Consider the following 22,768-nt stretch of genomic DNA (forward strand, 5'->3'; position numbering starts at 1 on the left):
CTGTCGCAAGTCCCAAGGTAGCAGAATTTCGACTTCTGAACCTAAAGCGCGCAACCACCTCCGGGTCAATTGTTGATCTATGTGCTATGGAAGGTTCCGGTAAATTGAAAAAGGGGGAAACTGCTAGGGCTTGTGGTCTGCCCATAGGTCGTGCGGAAGTCACGAATGCCGTCGGCGGTAAGTTCACCTATCTAACTTTGGTAAGTTTCATCCCATAATCAAGTCTAAATCACCAACCGCATCAGCCCCGGATCAATGACCTCCCGTTAGTCTAAAATCTCCTGATTTGTTTTTGGGCTATATTAGGCATATATTCCGCATTTATCTATAAAATAGTACATAGACACCTCTAATTATTCAGGTTGAGCTATGGATGATGCGTACAATATCCGAGAGGCTAGAAAGGGGTTTGGTAGGATGCAGAAACTCATTCTTCAATCGCTATATTTATCCTCTGAACCCATCAAAAAATTTACTTCTGTCAAAAGCACATTACTCAATCTTCAGGATAGAGGTCTTGTCCAATTAAAAGATGATCAGGTTTCTCTAACCGACTTAGGGCAGGCTGTTTGTCAAATTTGGCAAGGGCAGAATAATGATGGAGGAGTAGATTTTTCACCAAAAGCAGAAAGTGAAAGCAAAAAACAATCATCTAAATTAACTAAAATTAGAGAGGCAAAACTTGAGAAAAGTAATCAGTTTCTGGCTCTCTACCAACAAGGACTCAGTTATCAAGAGATAGGTGATCAGCATGGACTAAGCAGAGAAAGAGTCAGGCAAGTTCTGAATATTAATCCTGCATTCCATGAGTATTTGGAAGAACGCAAGAAAGAAAAACTTGCTGAAGAGAGAGTGAAAGCACTTGCTGAACAAGAGAAAGAAGAACGGTTAAAGAAAGAACTCTATTCAAGAAGCTTGGCTGTCCTCTATCCAGAACGAGTGGCAAAATTATGGGACTATGATAAAAATGGAGATCTAAAGCCTGAAGATGTTGTTTCTAGAACTTTACTCCAGGATATATGGCTTAAATGTCCTCTTGATGGACACTCTTGGAAAATGAAAGTTGGTGATATTGTCGCCATCTGGAAAGATAATGGAACAAGTGGATGCCCAATGTGTGCAGGTAGAAAAAAGAAGGCTGAAAAACAGGCTAGTTTAATAGAAGTTTATCCTGAACTGATTAGTCAATACTGGGATTACGAAAAAAACAAAGAACTGGATTTAGATCCAGTTACCCTTTCTTTAGGTAGTAATAAAAAAGCTTGGCTTAAATGCCCCCATGATGGCAATGAATGGCAAACAAAAATTTCCCTAACAATCAATCAACAATGGTCAAAGGGTAATCCCGGATGCCGAGTTTGCAATGGAACTGATGAGCGCAAGCGTGGTGAATGGCACCGTAGAGAGCCAATAGCAGTTGAATTTCCTGATGAAGTGGTGAAGTATTGGTTTTACGACGCAAATAATGAACTAGGACTTGATCCCATGAAATTAACAATTGGATCGAGTAAAGAAGCTTTTTTTAAGTGTCCTATTGATTGTTATGAGTGGGTTGCGCCTCTTTCTCAAATTAAATTATCTTGGAAAAGAGGCAACAGTGGCTGTCCTGCGTGTCGGGGCTGGGTTGCGACTAAAACTACATCTTTGATTTCTATTTATCCCGATTATGTTCCTCAGTATTGGGACTATGAAAAAAATCATCAACTCGGTTTACATCCAACAGCATTGACTAAGGGATCTAACCAAGAGGCTTGGTTTAAATGTCCTATAGATGGATATGAATGGAAAACCCGGATAAATAGTATTACAAGATCTTCTTGGAGTCAAGGGAATAGTGGATGCGCTCGTTGTTTTGGCTGGTCTTTAGAAGCTATCCGTCAGTTTGTTGCTAGTTTAGAAGTTCATATTCCCAACCTAACTCAGGCTGAACTATATAAAATATTTGAGCAATCAGGTGTTTTAGATACAACGAATACTGAGGGACTCAAGATCGTCAAAGATATTATCAAGGGTAAACTGACAGGGCAAAAACTTCGAGATGTAATTCAAGGTAAGCAAATCAAAATCTCTGACGTTGAGATTAGCTTAGATGAGGATATAAAAGGAGATTCTGAACTAAAAGTTGTTGATGAAACATCTCAAACTTTTGATACAAATGGTAATTCTCCACAACAACTTGATAAATCTAATGAACTGCCAAGAGTAAAAGTACAGAAAAGCCTAGAATTTCTAAGTAGTCAAGTTGTTGCTTCAGCAGATCAAGAGGCGATTGATTTCTTTATTGCTTCTAGGCTTAATCGGATTTGGGCAGAAGTTTTTGAGGATGAATCTGCTGTTGAAGGTGTAGAAGCATTTACCGATGAGGGTTATGGTCATCAGGTGAGAGATCAATTTCTTGACGAATACAACCAAGCGCGGGATATGCAAATTCCGTCAGGTTGGGCATTCCGCATTAATGGCAAAATTACCCCTCCAAACTTAATGCAGAAGTTAGCGGCGGTACAGCTACGCAATCGAAAGCGGATGTTAAATCTTTCGTTGACAGGAACAGGTAAAACGATAGGTGGCATTCTTAGCAGCCGCATTATTGATGCTCATCTCTCGATCATTATCTGTCCATTAGACACAATTCCTAACTGGCATGGAGAAATCAAGCACGTTTTTCCAGATAGTCGAGTAACAATAAAAAATTTCAATCCTCATTGGTTAGAGATTGAGGAGGGACATCACTACATTCTGCTGAATCATGAAATGTTCCAGCAACCCTCAACACCTACTCACATTCGACAACTGCTAGAACGATACAAAATTGACCTTATCATTGTAGATGAGATTCATCGTTGTAAACATCGTAGTGATAATCCATCCAAACGACGACAGATGGTTCTTGCACTAATTACTAATGCAGCGGAGAAGAATCCGGATCTTAATGTGCTTGGAATGAGTGCAACTCCTGTAATTAACAACCTAAAAGAGGGGAAAAGTTTAGTTGAGTTAGTAACAGGTGTAGAACGAGCTGATTTAGGTGAAACAGCTACACTCAACAACTGTATGCGTTTGCATCAAGCGCTTGTTACTCTGGGAATTCGCTCCAGAGTCAAGCCCCAAATCAAAATTAACAGGGTTTCGATTCCAGTTGATTGTACTCACTTGGTTGATGAAATGCGGGAAAAAGCTACATCTATTTTAAAAATGGAGCAAATTCTTACCCGCGCCAGAATTCCAGCCATTTTGAAGGAACTTCAACCAAAAACAATTGTTTATACTCATTACGTTGAGGGCATTGTCGATCAGTTAAAAGAGGCGATCGAGGGAGAAGGATGGACTGTCGGTTTTCACATGGGGGGAGATAAGAGTGGCCGTAACAATTTTATTGATGGCTCTACAGACATTTTGATTGCTAGTAGTGCAATGGCTACTGGTGTCGATGGATTTCAACGAGTTTGCGATCGCCTAATTTTGAATATTCCACCCTGGACAAGTGCTGAACTAGAGCAGTTAGAAGGGCGTTTAAATCGTCAGGGACAAGTTCACGATACTCTCACAATCCTTATGCCTGTGACTTATGGTTTAGATGATGGAGAACACTGGAGTTGGGATGAGGGGCGATTAGCTAGGCTGCAAAATAAACAGACGGTTGCTGATGCTGCAGTTGATGGTGTAATGCCTGAAGGACAATTAAGAACAGAATCTCAGGCATTTAGAGATCTACGGCAGTGGTTAGAACGATTGAAGACAGGTGAACAAAAATCAATTATTCGCCCTAGAATCTTTGTTCCACTTCCAGATATTGATCCTGTAGATGTCCAGCGACGGAATCTTCAGTACGGTGATTTTAGCCGGATGAATGCCCGTTGGAGTAACAGCTACAGTCAAACTACCTATAAACGTTTGCAAGGCAATCCAGAAGAGTGGATGCAATATCATACCCTTTATCAAGAAGCCCGAAAAACCTGGTCAATCATTCCTTATGAGGAAGCGATCAAATGGCTTCAGAGGCGATCTGATTTAGTTGTGGCTGATTTTGGTTGTGGCGAAGCGCTGATAGCTAAAGCTCTTGCTGGTAAGCATATAGTTCATAGCTTTGATTTTATTGCTATAAATGATTCGGTTATTGAGTGCGATATGGCTCGTGTGCCTTTGGAGGATAGCTGTCTGGACGTTGCTATGTTTAATCTGTCACTTATGGGTTTAAACATCGCTGATTATATTCGAGAAGCCGCCCGTACACTCAAACTTGATGGACAGCTCTGGATTTATGAGGTCACTTCCCACATGAAAGATATTCAAGGGTTTATTAGGGGACTTGAACTAGCAGGTTTTAGAATAATTGAAAATACTGAAGTAGGGAAATTTCAGTATTTTAGAGCCATCAAATCAGAGGAGGTTGAACTCTCTCAAATTGCAGTACAACTCTAGTGTGCCTAGCGGGCTAACAAATCGTTGTCGCGGAATTTTGAGGGCGGATTTGCAAATTTCGCTTGAGTTTCAAGCTTTATGGGGCCATACGGGCGATCGACTTTCACGAAAAAACTGCGGTAATCTAGAACTATAACAGATGCTTGCTAATATAGAAGTAGCAACTTGGTAGAGCCTATGACATTAGCAATTGCGATCGAACCCGCCCCGGAAAGAAATTGATGCTCATGACGTTGTACGAATCTGTAAAACTCGCGTCGTTTTTCACAGGAAATAACTATGCCATTCAGCGCTTACAAAACCGTCAGTTCAGTCCTCAAAGAATTTCAAATCACCTACACCGAATCGAATTTCATAGTAGAAACAGAGTTTCATGTCTCTGACTATTTTCGAGAAGATTTAGAATTTACAATGCGAGAAGGAGTCGTTGATAATTCTGAATTGGCCATTTGTGAAAATTTGATTTATCCAGTGATCAAAGAAGTTTGGAAGCGCTATTACAGCGGGTTTGTTTTGTGGAGCCATCAATCTCTCACCTATGATCAATATCTTTCGGGATTTCCAGAATATATTTTAGCTAAACGTTCTTTATTAGGAAAAGTTGTTTTTGAACAACCTTACTTTCTGTTAGTTGAAGCGAAACAAGATAACTTTGAAAATGGATGGGCGCAGTGTTTGGCTGAAATGATTGCCGCACACCGACTGAATGAAAACCCAGATCAAGAAGTATTTGGAATTGTCTCGAATGGGCGAGTATGGCAGTTTGGCAAGCTGAAGTCACATAGTTTTACTAAAAACAAACAGTCTTACTTGATTGATGACCTAAATCGACTATTTGCCACTATTAATTACGTGTTTCAAGAGTGCGAATTGCTCCTGAATGCTGAAATGCGCGATCGCAATTAATCCGCTTCCCCAATCAAGGTAAAAGCCGCCCAATCGCTCGGTTGAGGGTGCCGTCGCATCGTCACTAACATTGCCTGCCGCAGGGCTGCCGCTTTATCGGAATTCTGCTGCAATTGACGGTAAAATTCTGTCATCAAATCCGCTGTCGGTGCGTCGGGCACAAACCACAGCGATACTACAATACTGGAAACTCCCGCAGCAATAAACGATCGCGACAACCCCCGCACTCCATCTCCCGAAATCGTTCCCCTACCGGTATTGCAAGCGCTCAGTACCACCAATTCCGCGTTCAGCTTCAGGTTGAGAATCTCCCCAGAAGTCAGCAAACCGTCACCTGCACCCCCCCCTGAATCGGCGGTAGTTGAAGTCATAGCCCCCCCTTGATGTAGGGGCAATCCCCCTGTGGTTGCCCTGGTTGGGGGGGTGCGATCGGGTGCAAGCGCGATCGCCCCCGGTACTCCCAAATCCATATCTTGCAATTCGTTGAGCAATCCGTGAGTCGCTAGATGAATGATTCTCGCTTGCGGCATCTTCTGCACGATCGCCCTTTCTGTAGCATCCTTGCCGACAATAGCTTGCGTTTGGAGTATTCTCGCAATTGCGATCGCTTCCTGTTCGGCCCCGGGCAAAGGACTCAAAGGTGTCGGCGCCTCATCCGGGCTCGATCGAATGCTGGGCATTGTCGGATTTCCGACTACCAATAACTGCGAACTCGGGTGCGAGCGCAGCCGCTGCCGGTGCTGGCGAGTTAAATCCAATACTTGAATTGAAGGTGCAATTGAGACAGTATGTTTTTCTATTATATAATTTCCCGCTGCATCTTGTAAAGCTGCAAATGGAATTAAAAACAGCACGCCTTGAGGGATGAAAATTACCCGGTCGCCCTCATTTTTTGGCAAAATATTGGCGAGCGGTTCTATCAATAATTTGTAAGTTTGATGCAGGCGGCGGTTGAGTCTTCGAGTTGAAACCGCTGCCGAATTATTTGCACTTTCTGCGGCGCGGGCATCCGGTGCAGAACCGCGATTTCTGCCCGTAGCAGCAGCTACTAGCGTATTCCTCGCCACATCAGCCAGGGAAATATCTAAATTACTGGTATCAATTTGGCGGAAAGCAATATCGCCGCTTGGGGCTATCGCCCAGACATAAAGTTTTTCATCAACAATTGAATATTCAATTAATGTCGCTTTTTGCTCCGCAGCTATTCGTCTGATTTGCGCTAAATTTGGCGGTTTTTGCACCGCTAATTGTTCGGAATTCTCAGTTTCCAGGCGAGAAGCCAACAGCTCTGCAAATGCTCGCGCCCTGGCTCTTTCCGCAATTTCTAAAGCGACTTCTATTTGGTTTTGAGCAATCAAAGCCTGCTGCAAAAAACCATAAGTTTCAGCTTGTTTTTCAAACAGCGATACTTTATTTTCGTCAGTCAATCCCGGCCGCAGGGATTCCCAAACTTCCACTGCGGTCATTAATTTCTTGGTTGCCTCCTCAAAGCGGTCGCTTTTTAACAAAGTTGCGCCGATATTGCTGAGAGTATAGCCGGCACCTGGGCTGTTATTTACTTCCCGAAAAATGGTTAAAGCTTGCTGGTAGAATTGCAGCGCTGTTCGATCGGACTTTTGCTGGCGGTGAACAGTTCCCATGCGATCGAGGGTGACAGCTTCTCCGGGGCGATCGCCGATTTCCCGCCGAATTGCCAAAGCTTGTTCTAAAGATGCCAAAGCTTTTTGATATTCAGCGAGATTGCTGTAAGCAAAACCGATATTAGTTAAAATTCGACCTACTCCCATGCGATCGCCCGCTGCTTCCAAAATCTCCAGCGCTTGTTTGTAGTAAGATAAAGCTTCGGTATATGCACCTTGATTGCTGTAATTCAAGCCAATATTATTGAGAGTAGTTCCTTTACCTCTACCGTCCTTTACTTTATCAAAAATTGCCAAAGCTTGCTGATAAAACTCCAGAGATTTTTTATACTGACCGAGATTGTCGTAAACGGCCGCCATGTTATTGAGAGTTATCGCTTCACCGAGCGCATCTTGGACTGCGCGGCGGAGTGCCAAAGCTTGCTGGTAAAATTCCAAAGCTTTTTGATACTGACCGAGATTGCGGTAAACTGCTGCTATGTTTGTCAGGGTTGTGCCTTGCTCTTTCCGAGCTTTGTGCTGTTGAAAAATTGTCAGGGCTTGCTGATAGTAATTGAGGGCTTTTTGCGACTCGCCTAGATTGTTGTAAACCAAACCAATTTGGTTGAGCGTTGCTGCTTCTGCTTGCGGAGCGCTCATTTCCCTGAGACTTGCCAAAACCTGCTCGAATGTTTTCAAAGCTGCGCGGAGTTGACCTTTATTTAATTGCTCGGTAGCTGTTTGATAAAGCTGTTCTGCTTTCGATTTGTTGGTTTCGCGAACTGTTGGGGTTTGTGCCAGAGAGATTTGAGGACAGAAAAATATCTGCCCAGATGGAGACGCCCACAGCAGCAGCGTTGCAGTCGCTAAAAACAGGCATCGGGTATAAAATGTTTGGCAGTCGATCGCCACAAGCAGCTTCTATTCTTAGGATTATAATAATGAGTGTAGGTTATTTCGGTAAATTCACTTATAAATTATGAGCAAATTTTACAATTCTCAAGGATGGCGCGATCGGGTGGCGGTGCTAGCGGGAATTTTTGGCCTCAGCAGTCTCTTGATTTTACCCGTCTTAGCGCAATCTAACCGCGAATCCCAGAGCACTTTTCAGCCCTCTTCCGTACTTGACTCCCCCCAGCGATCGGGCGGCAACATTGCAGATACTCTCAAGAGAGAAAGCGAATTCCAAACTCTTGCTTCTGTGTTGGCTGCTGCTGGTTTGACGGATCTGCTCAGACAAGAAGGTCGTCCTTTAACAATTTTCGCTCCTACCAATCAAGCTTTTCGTAAAAATGCCGCTGTGTACAATCAGCTACTCCAGCCGCAAAACAAGGAGAAATTAGCGAGAGTTTTGAAATATCATTTAATTGCTGGCAGTGTCACTCCTGAAGATGTGGATAAAGGGGAAATTAAAACAGTTGAAGGCGGCACAGTGAAAATTCGCGTCGCACCTGATGGAGTGATTATGAATGATAATGTTAAAGGAGTTCAACCGTCTATTGAGGCTAAAAACGGGGTAATTGTGCGGGTAGATAATTTACTTTTACCCCCAGATTTATGAAACGGACTTTGGCGCGATCCGGCATTTCGGTAGTCCGACAGTCCGGCAAAGGTTTAAACCCCTGCCTCATAGCTTAAGTCGGTTGAAACCGACTGTTAATTACGATCGCACTTCCGATAAATTTTAGTTTTCTTTTAGAGGACTTTAGCTGTGAGACCGGGGTTGAAAACCCCTTTCGGACTATCGGAACGATCGACCAACCCTCAGAACGATAGAAAAAACTGGGTTAACAATTGCCCATAATCAACTATCAACTGTTTGCTGCTACTTCCAATTTCCCACTAAAACATAAGGCGCCCAGAAATATGGATGCTGGTATTTGCTATCTTTTAAAAGCTTGACTTGAGCTCGGCGCAGCGCTTCAGCTTTGTTAACCTGCCCTTGAGATTTAGCTAATTCGCTGTAGAATTCGCTCATAAACACAGCCGTGCTTTCATCGCTAACTTGCCACAGCGTCGCTAGGGTGCTGCGAGCGCCCGCGCGCACCGCAACTCCGGCCAATCCCAAAGCGGCCCTGCTGTCTCCCGCTACGGTTTCGCAAGCGCTTAAAACAAGCAGTTCGATCGGTCTTTTTCGATCTGTTACCCGCAGCAATCCATCTAAATCTTTAACATTTATCTGTCCGTTCCAGTCGAGAATAAATGTTCTTTCAGCGTTGGAACTAAACTGTCCGTGGGTGGCGATGTGAACTACAGGAAAAGGCACTCGATTGATAGTAGCTTGCAGGTTAGCTTTGGTAAAATTCTCATTTTCGCGCTTGTCATTATTCGGCAGTGTTTGGGCAATATCGTTCAATTCTCTTTCGACACCGGGCAGCGGATTGAGATTGTTTGCTTGAAAGCTGGGGGCATTAGCGGCGCCGGCAATTAAGGCTCTTAACTGCGCTTGCGAGAGAGGTTGCGGGTTTAGCAGTTGCAAACCGGGCGTGAGAGCGATCGCATATTTTTCTACTAAATATTGACTGCCGTCGTGGAGCACTGCCATCGGGATATTTCGCAATTCGCCGTCGAGGACAAAAACTAATATTTTGGCTTGGCTTTCTTGCAGTCCTGTTTCGAGCGGGCGGATCAACCAATTATAGACTTTTTGAGTTAAAGGCAAAAAGTTATTGCGGCTGGCTGTGGATTGAAGAGAAGCGTTTTTTTCGCCAGATCGCAATTCTATTAAAGTATTTTCTAGTTCTTGTTGAGTGACAGCCTGACTGTTATTATCCGGGTTAGTGGGAGTGTACAAAAGCAATTTGCCACCGGGCAAGCGAACTATTACTTCTAGCTGCTGTTCGAGGATAATTGGATAGATAATTGCTGCGGTGCGATCGACTTCATCAATTTGTTGGGTTTTGACATCAATGCAGGCATCTTGAAAGAAGTTGTTGAGTTCCGCTATTTGCAGGGATTCTATGACATCTCGAGCTTGTTTGAGAGATTTTTGGCTGTCATCAATTTTGCCTTTACCAATCAGAGATTTGGCGACTTGCAAGTTCAGCGCTACTAATTGGCGGTAAACTGGTTCTACGCTGTCGCGGAAGGAAAATTGCACTTCGGGATTGAGCGCTACCAAGTCGCTCCGCAGCGATCGCAAATTTTCAAACGCATGGGTATAAGCTGCAACTGCTGCTTCAATATACTTTTCGGCTTTGTCGGTATTTCCCAAGCTTTTCTCAATATCTGCTTGCGCTTTGCTGATGCGTCCCAACTGCCAGAAATATTGATAGGTAACGTCGGCTGCTTTGGAGGATGAAACTAAGCTTAAAGCTCGATATGTCAAATTTTCTGCCAGTTTCCACAATTTCGAGCTTTCGTACAGAGTACCCAAACTGCCAACTGCATAAGCTTCTGCTTTTTTATCCCCCAATGTTCTAGCTTGTTCTGCTGCTTTTGTCAAGATTTTATTAATCTCGCTAGCTGTGGGCAATTGTAAAGGCAATCTTGCTGCGGTTGCCCCTCTTTTGCTCAGTTTGAGATAATTTTGAGCTAAGTTAATTTGAGCGTAAATTCCGCCTCTGCTGGCGGGCAAGTTATTGATTTTTGCTTGAATGGACGGCCATAAATCCCCAGCTTTTGTTAATTCGCCGTCTCCTATCCACGGCTGGCTTTCTAACAGCAAACTGAGCTGATTTAGTTGGGCTTGAAGTTGGGCTGTTGGAGATGGAGATAGCTGTGCGGCTTCGCGGTAAAAGTTTAAAGCCTCTTGAGTTTTTAAGATAAGTATTGTGGTATCTTGGTCTTGGGGAGGCAGCAAGATTTGCCTTTCGACAAATGCTCTGGCTGTATTCCCCAAACCGAGCATTGCTGTACTTTCCTCTAAGGGCGATCGCAAATTCCGCGCCACCGTTAAACTCGATTCTAAAATATTTTGAGATAGCTGCAAATTGCCGATAACTCGCAGAATTTCGCCGAGGCCGTACATTGCATCAAATTTCAGCAGCGAATCGGGTCGGTTTGCGATAATTTCTAACTTTTTGCTTGCGGTTTCTGGCGGTAATTCGGTTAAAATTTTACAGTCTTGGATATCCAGAGCGAAAGCATTTAGTAAAGTTTTGCAAGCTCTGGGGTAAAGACCCAAATCTTGCAGGGCTTGGGATTGATTTATCCGATTTTGAATTGCAGCATCTTTGTTCCCGATTTGAGTATAAATTTCGGCGGCTTTTTGCCAAGTTTCGATCGCAGTTTCTGAGTCGCCGCTGGCTCTTTGCAGCCGCCCTTGAATGTCGAGGCTTTGGGCAAAAATTCGCTGTTTTTCCGAGCTATTTGCTAATTTTTGCAGGAGATTGATGCTTTGGTCGATCGCAGTTTTTGCCTGCTGCCACTCTCCGAGTTGCTGGTAGGTGAGCGACAGATTGCTGAGTGCCATTGCTTGATTTAAACTGTCGCTTTTGGCAGCAAATGCAGCGGCGGCTTGCTGCCAGATATTCGCAGCGGCCTCGAACTGTCTCTGTCGGTAAAAATTTTTAGCTTGCTGTACTAACTGCGGGGTATTTTGTTGAGATTGAATAATTGGGATTTGAGCTGTTGCCGAGAGGATTGGCGGCACTGCTGTGGAGATGATAAATAATACAGCAAGCGCGATCGACCAGTGCCTTCCGTACAGTTTTTTGATGGCTGCAAATAGAGAGATACCCGCCAAAATATCGAGTATTTTTTGAATTTTTCCTATCTGTTTGCGTGCCATTTACGGTTCTCAGCTAAAGTTCATCTCGATAGAGCCCCATCGCCCTCAACCTTTCGGCTAAACCTTCTGCCCGAACAGCGCTGCTGTTCGGCTTGCTGCGCCGGCTCCTTCGGCAGTCGCGGCAATCCAATTATCATTAGCATCATACCAGCGCAGGCGATGCCACCTTCGGCCAACACAAAAGCCCGGAGATTATTAGTTGCTCCATCATAACAGATCGAACTCTATCAGCGTTAATTTGTGTTAATCCGCTGATATCTGCGGTAGAAAAATCACATTCTACTCCGGTAAATCAAGGCAGATGCGGGCCACAAGCAGCCCGAGTTTGAACTCGATGATTTGTTCCCGTACCTGCAGGGTTATAGCCAACTAAAATTACTTCCCCCCGTTCGTTTTGAATCCACCCATTAGCAGGCACAATTATCGGCGCAGTTTCCCCATTCCCTCCCTCAATATTTGATAGCGGCTGCGTTTGCAGTGTATTTCCCGAATTTGCCGGTGCTGCGGGCTCGACTAAATTAACTCGCACGCTGTCGCTATTTAACGCTTCGCCGGGATTCGCAGGCAAGCCGCCGCGCCCGGTAATTGTGAATTCGCTTTCCCGCCCTCTTTCGCAGGGATTCTGCCCGATCAATGCCGCCGGATCGACAACGTTTTCCGGCAATTCGACTAACCCAGATGCGGGGTCAATATCAGGAGTTACGATTGTTACCGTGCCGCTGAGGGTGGGGTCTGTTTGAGAAATTGCTACGATATCGCTGGTCGGCAAAAATCGCTGGCTGAACTCTGTATCGAGAATTTGCTCGCCTGTCAATCGAGATTCTACTTGCTGTCTAGTCTGGGATTTTGACCCAAAAATTGCTTGAGAAGAAATCGATATTACTCCCCCTCCTCCATTTCGGGCGTTGGCTGTAATGTCGCTATTCCCTAATCCAACTAATGTACTGAGTCTCAGAGCAATATTCCCGCCGTTCGTATTGTCGGCATTAGTAGCGATCGCGCTATTTCTCAGCAGTTGCAATCCCGATGAATCTAATTGTATTTCCGCTCGTTTCCCGGCTTGCGTGTTGGCTTCAATGCTCCCTGTTTCTAAACGGATGTTGCCGGCTTTAATGTTGATGCTGCCTGCATTGTTCCGCAAATTTTCCGCTGTTTGCAGCGGTTGAAAAGTCTGGCTGCTTGCCGTTATTTGGGCGCCGTTTCTGACAGTAACAGATCGGGCTGCGATCTTGATATTGCCGCCAAAACCGCCTTGCGCCCGATCGGTAACAGTGGCAAAAATGCCCGATCGCTCGCTGGGATTGGCGCTGTTGCTGCCGGCAATCACCACGCGATCGCGCACGCTGATGTCAGTATTGCCCGCGATCGACCGATTAGCCGGATTCCCCCCAGAAGTCGCCGTTTCCAGGCGAGAACCGTTGCGGAGCGCCAGCGATCGCGCGTTTATGACAATTTCGCCGCTTTTTCCGAGCACTTCATCTCCCACTGCGGTGACAATAAAACCGCGATCGAGCGTCACCCCTTCGCGCACGTTAACAATCGCATTTCCCGCATTTCCCCGGGCTGCCGGCTTTTCGGCTTCTGCTTTGCTAGCGCGCGTTACCAGCGCCGCGCCGTTTGTCAGGGAGAGCGATCGCGCCACAATGCTGACATCGCCGCCGTTCCCCACAGCACCGCTGTCAACTTCCGCTTCGAGCCGGCTGCCGCCAGTCAGGGAAACTGCATCTCCCGCGCGCAGGGTAATTTGACCGGCATTTCCCTGTCCCGACGTACCCGTGCGGAGCTTAGCGCCGTCAGCGAGGGAAATTGAGCCGCTGCTAGCAGTAATTCTAATTTTACCGCTCCTGCCGACAACGCCGTTGCCGATGTTGGCGACGATTGCAGTATCGCTCCCAGTCAGGGAAACGCGATCGCGCGCTTCCACAGCTATATTGCCCCCATTTCCTTGACCGGCGGGGTTTTGAGCGTCGGCTTTCCGAACGCCGCTCAGCAGCACCGCACCGTCTCTGACAAACAGAGAACCCGCCCTCACTTCGATCGGCCCGGCATCGCCGACACCTCCGCTTTTAACATCGGTTTCGACGCGGCTGTTCGCGATCGTCACCGCATCCGAAGCGTTGATGCTGATGCTTCCGGGCACAGCGCCCCCCAAATTGAAACCCGCGAGCACGCCCGCATTCAGAGAGCTCTGCGAAGCAATGTCTAAATTTCGAGCGGCGATCGCAATGCTGCCTCTGCCGCTAGCTGACACGTTCAGGCTGGCGCGGTTGTTCAGGGATACGTCAGCGCGCGCCACGCGATCGGGAAAAATCAAGCCGTCAGCGCTCAATTCCACAATTCCCGCCGCCGCCAACCCTCCCAATTCAATTCTGCCATCAGCAGCAGTCAAACTTCCTGCCGCTGAAACCGTCACTCCTGCCGTTCCCGGTGCGGTATTTTGCCCCCCCACTAAAGCCAAAATTCTGCCATTTTGTACCTCAAGTTTGCCGCCTGCATTCAGAATTCCTTTTTCCGTTCCCCGAAACTGCAAACCTACAGGAATATTCACAGTTAACAGCGGCGCAGTTTGCGGATTAGCTGCACTGAAATTCAATCCGCCTCTAAATACCAAATTGCTCGCAGTTGAGGCATAAAAAGCACCCCCGACATCCAACCGCGCCTTCGGTCCGAAGACAATACCGTTGGGATTGAGCAAAAATAAATTGGCATTTCCCAAAACGCCGATCGTTCCCAAAATATTAGAAGGATTGCCGCCAGTTACCCTAGTCAAAATATTTTCCACACCCGCCGGATTGGCAAAATAAACTGCCCTGCCTTCGCGGACGTTAAATTCTCGAAAACTGTGGAATAAATTAGCACCGCGCACCGCGCCCCCCTCTGCGCGATCGCCCGGAATTCCTTTAATCTGGACATTCGGCGCAACCCGAGAATTTTCTGCCCCTAAAGTCGTGTCGGGAACGAGCTGCGCTGTGGCTGGAGTCGAACAGCAAAGATTTGCTAGTTCGGCAAAGATTAATGCACTTAGAAATAAACTTGATTTCATGACGGCTAAAATAGTTGTTTGGCGATCGCCTCCAGCCCTTGACGCATCAACGCCCCAGCAGGTCGATATTTCTGTATAATATCAGCTTACCCTCGGGCCATCATCCAAACTAGAAAACCCAAGATTTGCTCGACCGGAGGTAGCGGATAATCGGTAAGATCGATGGACGCGCATTGCTATCCTAGCTTGAGAAACCGCCAAACCGTACCGCTAGTAACTGTTCCGTAAATCGTCGATATCGGCTGTTGCTTTTGTCGGTTAAACCGTTGAGCCACCACCATTTCTGCAAGGCATTGTCCTAGAGCGGGTTTCAGGTCTTCTTTATTGGCTGACACCAATATAACCGCAGGAGTTTTGATAAATAATTGCTCCGGGGAACGACTCAATAAAAAGTCAATATAACCTGCGAGCTCTGCCTCCGGTTCTCCATTGAATTCCTCGCCGAAAAAAAACGCTAATCTGTCCTTGAAGTTGGCGTTTTACTTCCAATAACACCGGATTGATAATGCCTTCCGATCGAGCTTTTTCGCTACTCACTGCTATTGCCCAGGGAATCGTTTCTCTGAGAGTATCCTGCTGTAAAGAACTGGGAGTAACTGGGGAAATTTCCGGTAAAAATCGAGTTCCTTCAACGATCGTGAGCTCGAAAGCTTCTACAGCTTTGCTGAGAGTGCATTTACTATCAGGCATCGGCTTTCAATTCCTGCGTACCTAGAGCTTCTTGAAATATGGGGCGATCGGCAATGTTTCGATCGAGTTGGATTTGGGGGAGTGAGTGCGATCGCTCTCTTACCACCGAACCAGATAACGCAGATGTACATCTCAAACTTCAATCTTAATCATTTTCAGTTTAAAAACTGAAACTTTAGTTTATAGGGGCATCATATAGTGATGACAAGTGTTCGAGCCAGGATTTTCTAATGGATCTACAATCAGCACAATAAAGTAATCTTTTGGATTATACATTTCCAAAAACATTAGAATTGAAGCCCACATTTCACTTGGAGCCTTTTGGGACGCCTTTATACAATTATTTTGTGTTACATATTCCACAGTCTGTTCATCATACGATCGTTGTATTTTAATTAAGACAATTCCTTTCCCCAATTGCTGATACCCCTTAACAGCTTGCTTTTTAAGCTTACTTAATTGCGAGAATATTTTTTGAGCTACTGGAACTAAATTGTCCAACAACTCTGGAGTTTGAAAAATCTCCTTACTACTAATACCCTCAATGATTGAAGCACGAGGTTGCCTCGGGTTTCTAAATCCTTGAGGTTTACGGTTCTCTTTTGATTGTTTTTTAAGTTGTGATTTTAGATCTGCTACTGCAAATCTTCCGGGAAAAGGCTTCATTATGCTTTGCCGATATTCAGCAGAAATTGTGCGAATCCAAGGCATAGATTGCAGTTTTTCTTTATACAAATTAGTATCTTCGTGTTCCTGTCCTAAAGCCTTCAAGGCAATATTGAAAGCTTTGTTCCACAACTCCTCTGCTTCGTGAAATTTCCCTTGTTGGCAGTACAAGTCTGCTAAATTATGGAAAGATGAGGCAACATCTGGATGATGTTCTCCTAAAATTTCTCTTCTTATCTGTAAAGACTCTATAAACCTAGCTTCTGCTTGTTTATATTGGTTACGATACCAGTATATTAGACCTAAGTTATTTAAAGTATTAGCATAATCTAAATTATTTTTACCTATTAACTTTTCCCTTATATATAAGGACTGTATCAATAGAGGCTCCGCATCTTTATCACAACCTAGCTCCGTGTAAAGTAGTCCTAATTCGTTGAGATTATCGGCATAATAAAGATTATTTTCACCGAAAATCTTTTTCGTAATTTCTAAAGCTTGTTTTAAGTATGTTTTAGCTTTGATTTCCTCTCCTTTTAAGCTGTAGAGATTTCCTAGACTTTGTAGGACAGGGGCTATATGGCGGCAATTTTCTCCCCAATAGCTTTTAAGGCTATCTAAAGATTCTAGTAATAGAGATTCAGCTTCTTTATATTTACCCTGAAGCTGGTACAGCAATCCCAAGTCGCCTTTATACACAGCAATTATTGCAGGGTAATTATCTAATAAAGTTTCAGCACGCTCTACAGTCTTCTCAAGTAAAACCTCAGCTTCTCTATAGCGACCCTGATCTTTATACAAATTTCCCAGAGTATTTAAAACAGTAATTAATAGATCAGGTTCTTGAGCGCCGGAATTCTCTATAAATGATAGAGCCTTGTAAACCAAATTTTCAGTCTTGCTAAAAATATCTTCTTTTTTATATATACTGTTTTCATCCCAACTATTTAAAGAAGAATTATCGTCGATTTGTGACAGATCCTGTAAGCAGTTCTTTAATAGGCTCTCTGCTTCGTTAAGCCGATATTGAAGACGGTAAATTACCGCAAGTTGGTGTCGAACAGATATTATTACTGAATGCCGCCTATCATAACGAGTTATAAAAACCTCTAATACTTTTTTATAGAGTGTTTCTGCTTCACCATAGCGCCCTTGTAATCTGAGAATAGTTGCTAATCGTTTCTGGACACCAGCCACAAAAAGATGATTGCCAGGAAAAGGAATTTTTACGTTTTCTATAAAAGTCTGACACCAATCCTCAGCTAATGCGTACAATCCCTGATTGCTATAAAAAGAGACTAAGATATTGAAAGGATAGCCAAGCTCTTCATTACTTAGATAGCCGATCATCTGTTGGGCAACTTCTTCTATATGAGGAATCAGAGGAGAAATTTGCTTAATTTCGTCGTAATTCGGCGAACTTGGCATCTGTTGTACCAGTGCGGCTATAAATTTTACAAACCCCATTTTCAAATATTCTGCCTCTGGTAGTGCCTCTAGCTTTTGCCGAAAGAACTCTCTGATAAGTTGATGAAACCGATAAATTCCCTCACCGCAAGGCTGAAGTAAATTCAATCGAACAAGCTTATTTTTAGCTTCTTCTGTCGCTTCTAGGGAGTTTTCCAATTCTTCCAGCATTTCCTGAGTAATTCCTTGAGATTCTAATGCTTCTTTTATGGCTTTTGCATCTTCTTCACTCACTGCAAGCTGTAATTCATTGGGTTTCCAAGGAATGGGTGCTGGAGCAAACAAACTGAGAACACAGCCTAACCTCTGCTCAGCATCATTTAGGCGTTCCCAACTCAACTCAAAAGCATCGGCAACTCCTAGTTGAGCTGTCATTGTTGGTTCTGGATTTCTCAAGGCTGGATGTCTTAGACGTTTCTGCTTTAATCGCCGCAACATTTCTGCTAAAGATAAATCTTCATCTTGTGCCAAATATTGCCCTACTAATTCCAATCCTAGAGGCAAATAACCAAGCCACTTGCATAAATTTCTAGCAACCCAAGGCTCTCGCTTTAGCCTTTCTCGCTCCACTAAAGACTTCAGCAGAGCTAGAGCTGCTTTTGGTTTGAGCACATCTAAATCTAGACGAGCAAGCGGTTTACCAAGCCTTTCCCGCGTTGTAATCAACACTTTGAAGCGAGATTCAGATGGTAAATAAGACTTAATGTGCCTGTAATCTGCAACATCATCAATAACAATTAACACCTGACCTTCAGCCCAACGTTGCCAGCAGAATTGTACTTGACCGGCTAATGTCAATCCATTGGGTAAGGTGAAGTTTGGAAAATGCGCGATCGCAAATTCGACAATTTGAACTCCGATGTCTCCACGTTTGGGATACAGCCAGCAAATACCACCTTTGTAGGTTTCTGCATGGCCTTGAGCATACTGGATCGCGAGTTCAGTTTTGCCAACACCGCCCATACCAGCGATCGCCGCAATTACTACCTGATTGTTTTTTTCCAGAAGTTGGTGCAATTCTGAAAGTTGCTCCGTGCGACCGACAAACTCAACAGCACCACTGCGAGGAATATTATTGTGATGTTCGAGACTGCTCTGAGTTGCTAAGACTGTATTTTCTAATCCTTCTGTATGCCCAAGCTTTGGTAATTTTGACTTTGAACAAACCTGGGTCCACGCCTCGATACCGACAATATCTGTCACTTTTAAGCCAAAACCCTTTTCAGCGATCGCCCACGCAGACTCCGGATCGACTCCACCACCGTATAAGAAGGTCTTGACTGTCTTTGGATCTACATCTGCTTTCTCTGCAATACGCTCAAACGTCAGACGCCGCCCTTCACTCTCACGATTAGCAGCTTTGGATTCTTTAAGTATTCTGATTCCTTCTTCAGTAGCCTGCACACTGCGGGATTTGCGTCTTGGAGTCATTGATGTAGTCCGTTCATTTGTATTGCTACTAGATTAACCGCTTCTAAACGCTGCTGACAGCCAATATCGGGGAAGTTTGGGGAACTTTACGATCTTCACCAATCTGCTCTGGAGAAATCCAGTTGACCCCAATAGGCTTGAATCATTAACACTCAAAGGTTCAGCTTATGACAGCCTTTCAACTCAGCCTTTTCCCAGACGAGCCACCCACTCCCCTCGACTCCCTTAACAAAAAGAGAAGGGTAAAACTTCAATCCCAACTAACTGTAATAGAGCAATCCTGCACAACCCATAGAGCCGCACAACTGTTGGAGGTATCCACCACAACTCTCTACCGCGCTCGGAAAGAAGGCAAACCTTACGAGAAGGGCGCTTGGACTGCTACCGCTCTTGGTGCAAACGCTTGGACAGTCATCTACAACCCCTTTAATTCCCACTAACCCTAATCGGAAATAAAACTCATGCTATACGCCTTTGACTATGACAATTCTTTGTCTTCATTTCCCCAATTCCAAAGCGGAGAAATTATCAACGAGTTAGAAACGATCGCTATCGATATTCTAGAGATGATTTTAGGCGATCGCTTCCGTTACTGTCCCCAAGTTCCCCTAGAAATCATCTGTTCTCGTCGAGAAACTTTCACCCGTCTTCCCATTGAACTTTGGAAATTTTGGGTGAGTTCCAGAGTCGATATCGCCTTGATGGAACGCGGCTGTGGTGCTAGTCGCAAAGCCAAACTGGTGATAGAATGTCAATCTCATTGGCACGATCGCCCAGAGGTGCAGGAGCGCGATCGCACAAAAGCCGGACTCCTTGCATCTGTTGGCGTTCCCTTAGTATACCTGCGACCAATCGATCGAGATCGACGCTTCTATCGTTTCTACACACCCAATGGACAAAAAGAAGTCTTCTACAACTCAATTACCCAACAAGGACGGACAGAACTGGAAGCATTTTTGCAACACTATTTAACACAGTTGACAGTTGACAGTTGACTCTTAGACTATAAATTTTCTGTGTAAGTCCTGTAATTAACACAGGACTTACAGACGGCATCTATCCAAATCGAAAATCAATAATTGACAATGGTATTACTCCCACTCGATCGTTCCCGGCGGCTTAGAAGTAATATAGCATTTTTTGCTTTGATCTACTGAATACCTTGTACCACACATAGATGGAATATGCTGGATGATTAGAAATACCGATCGCAACTAGAACAACGGTACAACATGGGTGGGAATTGAGCAAACAAGCTTCCCTTTCTAAATTGTTAAAAAATGTGCCTTGCGGACATTTTTTAAATATAAGTTAGTGATCAAATTATCTATCTTTAGCCCTGGACGCCTTAATACCTTTATAATCGGTTTTTTACTATTATTAAAGGCTAATTATGCAGTTTGTTTGTCCATCAAACCCGGTTTCTGGAAACCCGTGCGTCCAGGAGTATATCTTCCTTTACAAAGGTGACTTGATTCCGATGTGTGGTATATTTTCTGGGCGAGGGGATTTTTTAGGACAATGTTCGATATGAAACGTTTAAAATTAAAATCAATGCTGGCGGCGGCGATCGCGATCGCCTTTTGTTTAATTGCGATCGCCAGCTACGCCCAAGCCAACAAGACTTTAACACTGGCGACTTCCCCAGACTACCCGCCCTATGAATTTAAAGATACGGCTGTTAGCGGCAACGAAATTATCGGTTTTGACATCGATATTGCCAAATATATTACTAAAAAATTGGGCTACGAGCTGAAAGTAATTGGCATGGATTTTAACGGCTTAATTCCGGCTTTGCAGGCGGGAAGAGCCGATTTTGTGATGGCTGGAATGACTCCCACCGCAGAAAGGAAAAAAAATGTTGATTTTTCTGACCTTTACTACGAAGCTCAAAATACAATTGTCGCCAATAAAGGCAGCAATTTGACCAAAGCTGAAGATTTAGCCCGGAAAAAAGTAGGCGTTCAACTCGGCAGCATTCAGCAGGAAGCGGTGAAAAAAATGGCCGGGGTGCAACTGGCTCCTCTCAATAGGATTCCTGACATTATTCAAGAAATTAAATCGAACCGCCTTGCGGCGGGAGTGATCGAGGATACTGTCGCTACGGGTTATGCTGCAGCGAACCCGGACTTGGAATTTAACACAATCCCGAATACTGAAGAAAGCGGTTCGGCGATCGCCTTTGCGAAAGGTTCGAGATTAGTTCCAGAATTCAACCGAGTGCTCCAGCAAATGAAAGCCAGCGGTCAAATTAAGGAACTAGCTACTAAGTGGTTTTCTCGACCAATTCCGCAAGAACCTGCTCAAGCAAATCAGCCTGCGGTAGCGCCCAAGTTCGGGTTAGATTTTGGGAAAATCGAGCCGAGTTTGCCTTATATTTTGTCCGGGATTGGGGTAACGCTAACTTTTACCTTGCTGTCGGCATTTCTCGGATTTATCTGGGGAATCGTGCTGTCTCTGTTTAAGATTTCTAGCATTAAACCGCTGTTCTGGTTTGGCACTGCTTACACCTCAATTTTTCGAGGGACGCCGCTAATTTTGCAGTTGACTTTAGTTTATTTTGCAACGCCGCAGCTTACGGGCTATAATATATCGGCGCTGCAAGCTGGCGTCATTACTTTTTTCCTGAATTCTGGGGCTTATATTTCCGAAACAATCCGCGCGGGAATTCAAGCCGTAGATAAAGGTCAAAAAGAAGCCGCAGAATCCCTTGGCGTTCCCTACAAACTGATGATGGGCGATATTATCTTGCCGCAAGCGTTGAAAAATATTTTGCCTGCATTGGTGAATGAAAGTATTGCTTTGCTGAAGGATTCAGCTTTAGTTTCAGTAATTGGCGTAGAAGACTTGCTGCGCCGCGCTACAATTGTGGGAGCAGAAAAGTATATTTACTTTGAACCTTTGATATTTGTCGGCGCAATTTATTATTTGATGGTGCTTAGTTTAACTTGGGGGGCAAATGTACTCGAACGCAGACTCCAAAGTAGCAGTTAAGGTCGATCGCCTGTATAAATCTTTTGGCAATCTTAAGGTTTTGCGCGAGATAACTACTGAGATTCATAAAGGAGAAGTGATTGCCATTATCGGCCCTTCGGGGTGCGGCAAGTCTACTTTTTTGCGGTGTTTGAATTTACTGGAAATTCCCACTTCGGGACACATATACATTGACGGAGTGGATATTACTTTGCCGAAGGCAGATATTATGAAAATCCGCCAGAAAGTAGGGATGGTTTTTCAGCATTTCCACTTGTTCCCGCACATGACTGTGCTGCAAAATGTGATGTATGCGCCTGTAAAGGTGAAGCAAATTGCTAAGGAGGAGGCGCGTCTGAAGGGGCTAGAATTGCTGGAAAAAGTGGGTTTGTCAGATAAGGCAGAGGTTTATCCTTCTAAGCTTTCGGGGGGACAAAAACAGCGGGTGGCGATCGCCCGCTGTTTGGCTATGGAACCGGAAATTTTGTTGATGGACGAACCGACTTCTGCACTCGATCCCGAAATGGTTAAAGAAGTGTTAGATGTGATGAAAGCTTTGACGAAAACGGGAATTACAATGGCAATTGTAACTCACGAGATGGGTTTTGCGCGGGAAGTCGCCCACCGGATCTTGTTTCTCGATGGCGGAAAGGTGGCGGAAGATGTGCCGCCACAGGAGTTTTTTAGTAACCCGAAGTGCGATCGCGCCAAGCAATTTCTGGAAAAAATGCTTTAATTTATATAAGAATTAGAGTTTTTAACCGCAGAGGACACAGAGGACACAGAGAGTTAGAGGAGAAAGAGAAAGTTGGGGTAGGGTGC

At 44.6% G+C, this 22,768-nt stretch carries 14 protein-coding genes; 7 read left to right on the forward strand and 7 right to left on the reverse strand.

Going from position 1 to position 22,768, the window contains the following annotated elements:
• The first annotated feature begins 369 nt into the window (after window positions 1–369).
• Together QUA23_RS12580 and QUA23_RS12585 are read left to right on the forward strand one after the other, a co-directional pair.
• Entirely contained in the window at window positions 370–4,419 is a 4,050-nt protein-coding gene (locus QUA23_RS12580) for a zinc-ribbon domain-containing protein (RefSeq protein WP_333093875.1), read from the forward strand.
• 279 nt (window positions 4,420–4,698) lie between these two features.
• Complete coding sequence (locus tag QUA23_RS12585) at window positions 4,699–5,325, forward strand: hypothetical protein (RefSeq protein WP_333076343.1); 627 nt, start codon at window positions 4,699–4,701, stop codon at window positions 5,323–5,325.
• Here QUA23_RS12585 and QUA23_RS12590 read toward each other — a convergent pair.
• Window positions 5,322–7,856: a CHAT domain-containing tetratricopeptide repeat protein gene (locus QUA23_RS12590; protein WP_333076342.1), complete on the reverse strand. Its 2,535-nt coding sequence runs from the start codon at window positions 7,854–7,856 to the stop codon at window positions 5,322–5,324. The genes QUA23_RS12585 and QUA23_RS12590 overlap by 4 nt on opposite strands.
• A gap of 67 nt (window positions 7,857–7,923) precedes the next feature.
• On the opposite strand from QUA23_RS12590, the gene QUA23_RS12595 reads away from it, so the two are divergent.
• The gene (locus QUA23_RS12595) at window positions 7,924–8,505 is read left to right on the forward strand and encodes a fasciclin domain-containing protein (RefSeq protein ID WP_333076341.1); all 582 of its coding nucleotides are present in this window, start codon (window positions 7,924–7,926) and stop codon (window positions 8,503–8,505) included.
• A 264-nt stretch (window positions 8,506–8,769) separates the two neighbouring features.
• Here the strand turns inward: QUA23_RS12595 and QUA23_RS12600 are convergent, their stop codons facing one another.
• The 6 genes from QUA23_RS12600 to QUA23_RS12625 all read right to left on the reverse strand — a co-directional run bounded on the left by QUA23_RS12600 (window position 8,770) and on the right by QUA23_RS12625 (window position 18,946).
• Window positions 8,770–11,676: a CHAT domain-containing protein gene (locus QUA23_RS12600; protein WP_333076340.1), complete on the reverse strand. Its 2,907-nt coding sequence runs from the start codon at window positions 11,674–11,676 to the stop codon at window positions 8,770–8,772.
• Between the two features lie 292 nt (window positions 11,677–11,968).
• Window positions 11,969–14,719 carry a two-partner secretion domain-containing protein gene (locus QUA23_RS12605; protein ID WP_333076339.1) on the reverse strand — a complete coding sequence of 917 codons (2,751 nt, stop codon included), beginning with the start codon at window positions 14,717–14,719 and terminating at the stop codon, window positions 11,969–11,971.
• Window positions 14,720–14,895: 176 nt separating this feature from the next.
• The gene (locus tag QUA23_RS12610; RefSeq protein WP_333076338.1) at window positions 14,896–15,054 is read right to left on the reverse strand and encodes a hypothetical protein; all 159 of its coding nucleotides are present in this window, start codon (window positions 15,052–15,054) and stop codon (window positions 14,896–14,898) included.
• A 58-nt stretch (window positions 15,055–15,112) separates the two neighbouring features.
• Window positions 15,113–15,409, reverse strand: a complete 297-nt coding sequence (locus QUA23_RS12615; RefSeq protein ID WP_333076337.1) for a hypothetical protein — start codon at window positions 15,407–15,409, stop codon at window positions 15,113–15,115.
• Window positions 15,402–15,545, reverse strand: coding sequence for a hypothetical protein (locus QUA23_RS12620; RefSeq protein WP_333076336.1), 144 nt, complete (start codon window positions 15,543–15,545; stop codon window positions 15,402–15,404). The genes QUA23_RS12615 and QUA23_RS12620 overlap by 8 nt, the downstream gene beginning before the upstream one ends.
• Before the next feature lie 44 nt (window positions 15,546–15,589).
• Entirely contained in the window at window positions 15,590–18,946 is a 3,357-nt protein-coding gene (locus tag QUA23_RS12625; RefSeq protein WP_333076335.1) for a tetratricopeptide repeat protein, read from the reverse strand.
• 194 nt (window positions 18,947–19,140) lie between these two features.
• On the opposite strand from QUA23_RS12625, the gene QUA23_RS12630 reads away from it, so the two are divergent.
• From QUA23_RS12630 to QUA23_RS12645, 4 genes are all read left to right on the forward strand, one after another.
• Window positions 19,141–19,413, forward strand: coding sequence for a hypothetical protein (locus tag QUA23_RS12630; protein ID WP_333076334.1), 273 nt, complete (start codon window positions 19,141–19,143; stop codon window positions 19,411–19,413).
• 21 nt (window positions 19,414–19,434) lie between these two features.
• A complete protein-coding gene (locus tag QUA23_RS12635; RefSeq protein ID WP_333076333.1) occupies window positions 19,435–19,968 on the forward strand; it encodes a DUF2726 domain-containing protein in 534 nt (177 codons plus the stop codon).
• Window positions 19,969–20,503: 535 nt separating this feature from the next.
• A complete protein-coding gene (locus tag QUA23_RS12640; RefSeq protein ID WP_333076332.1) occupies window positions 20,504–21,967 on the forward strand; it encodes an ABC transporter substrate-binding protein/permease in 1,464 nt (487 codons plus the stop codon).
• Entirely contained in the window at window positions 21,933–22,682 is a 750-nt protein-coding gene (locus QUA23_RS12645) for an amino acid ABC transporter ATP-binding protein (RefSeq protein ID WP_333076331.1), read from the forward strand. The genes QUA23_RS12640 and QUA23_RS12645 overlap by 35 nt, the downstream gene beginning before the upstream one ends.
• Window positions 22,683–22,768 lie beyond the last annotated feature (86 nt).

The organism is Microcoleus sp. Pol1C5 (genome assembly GCF_036701115.1).
Classification (GTDB): Bacteria; Cyanobacteriota; Cyanobacteriia; order Cyanobacteriales; family Microcoleaceae; genus Microcoleus.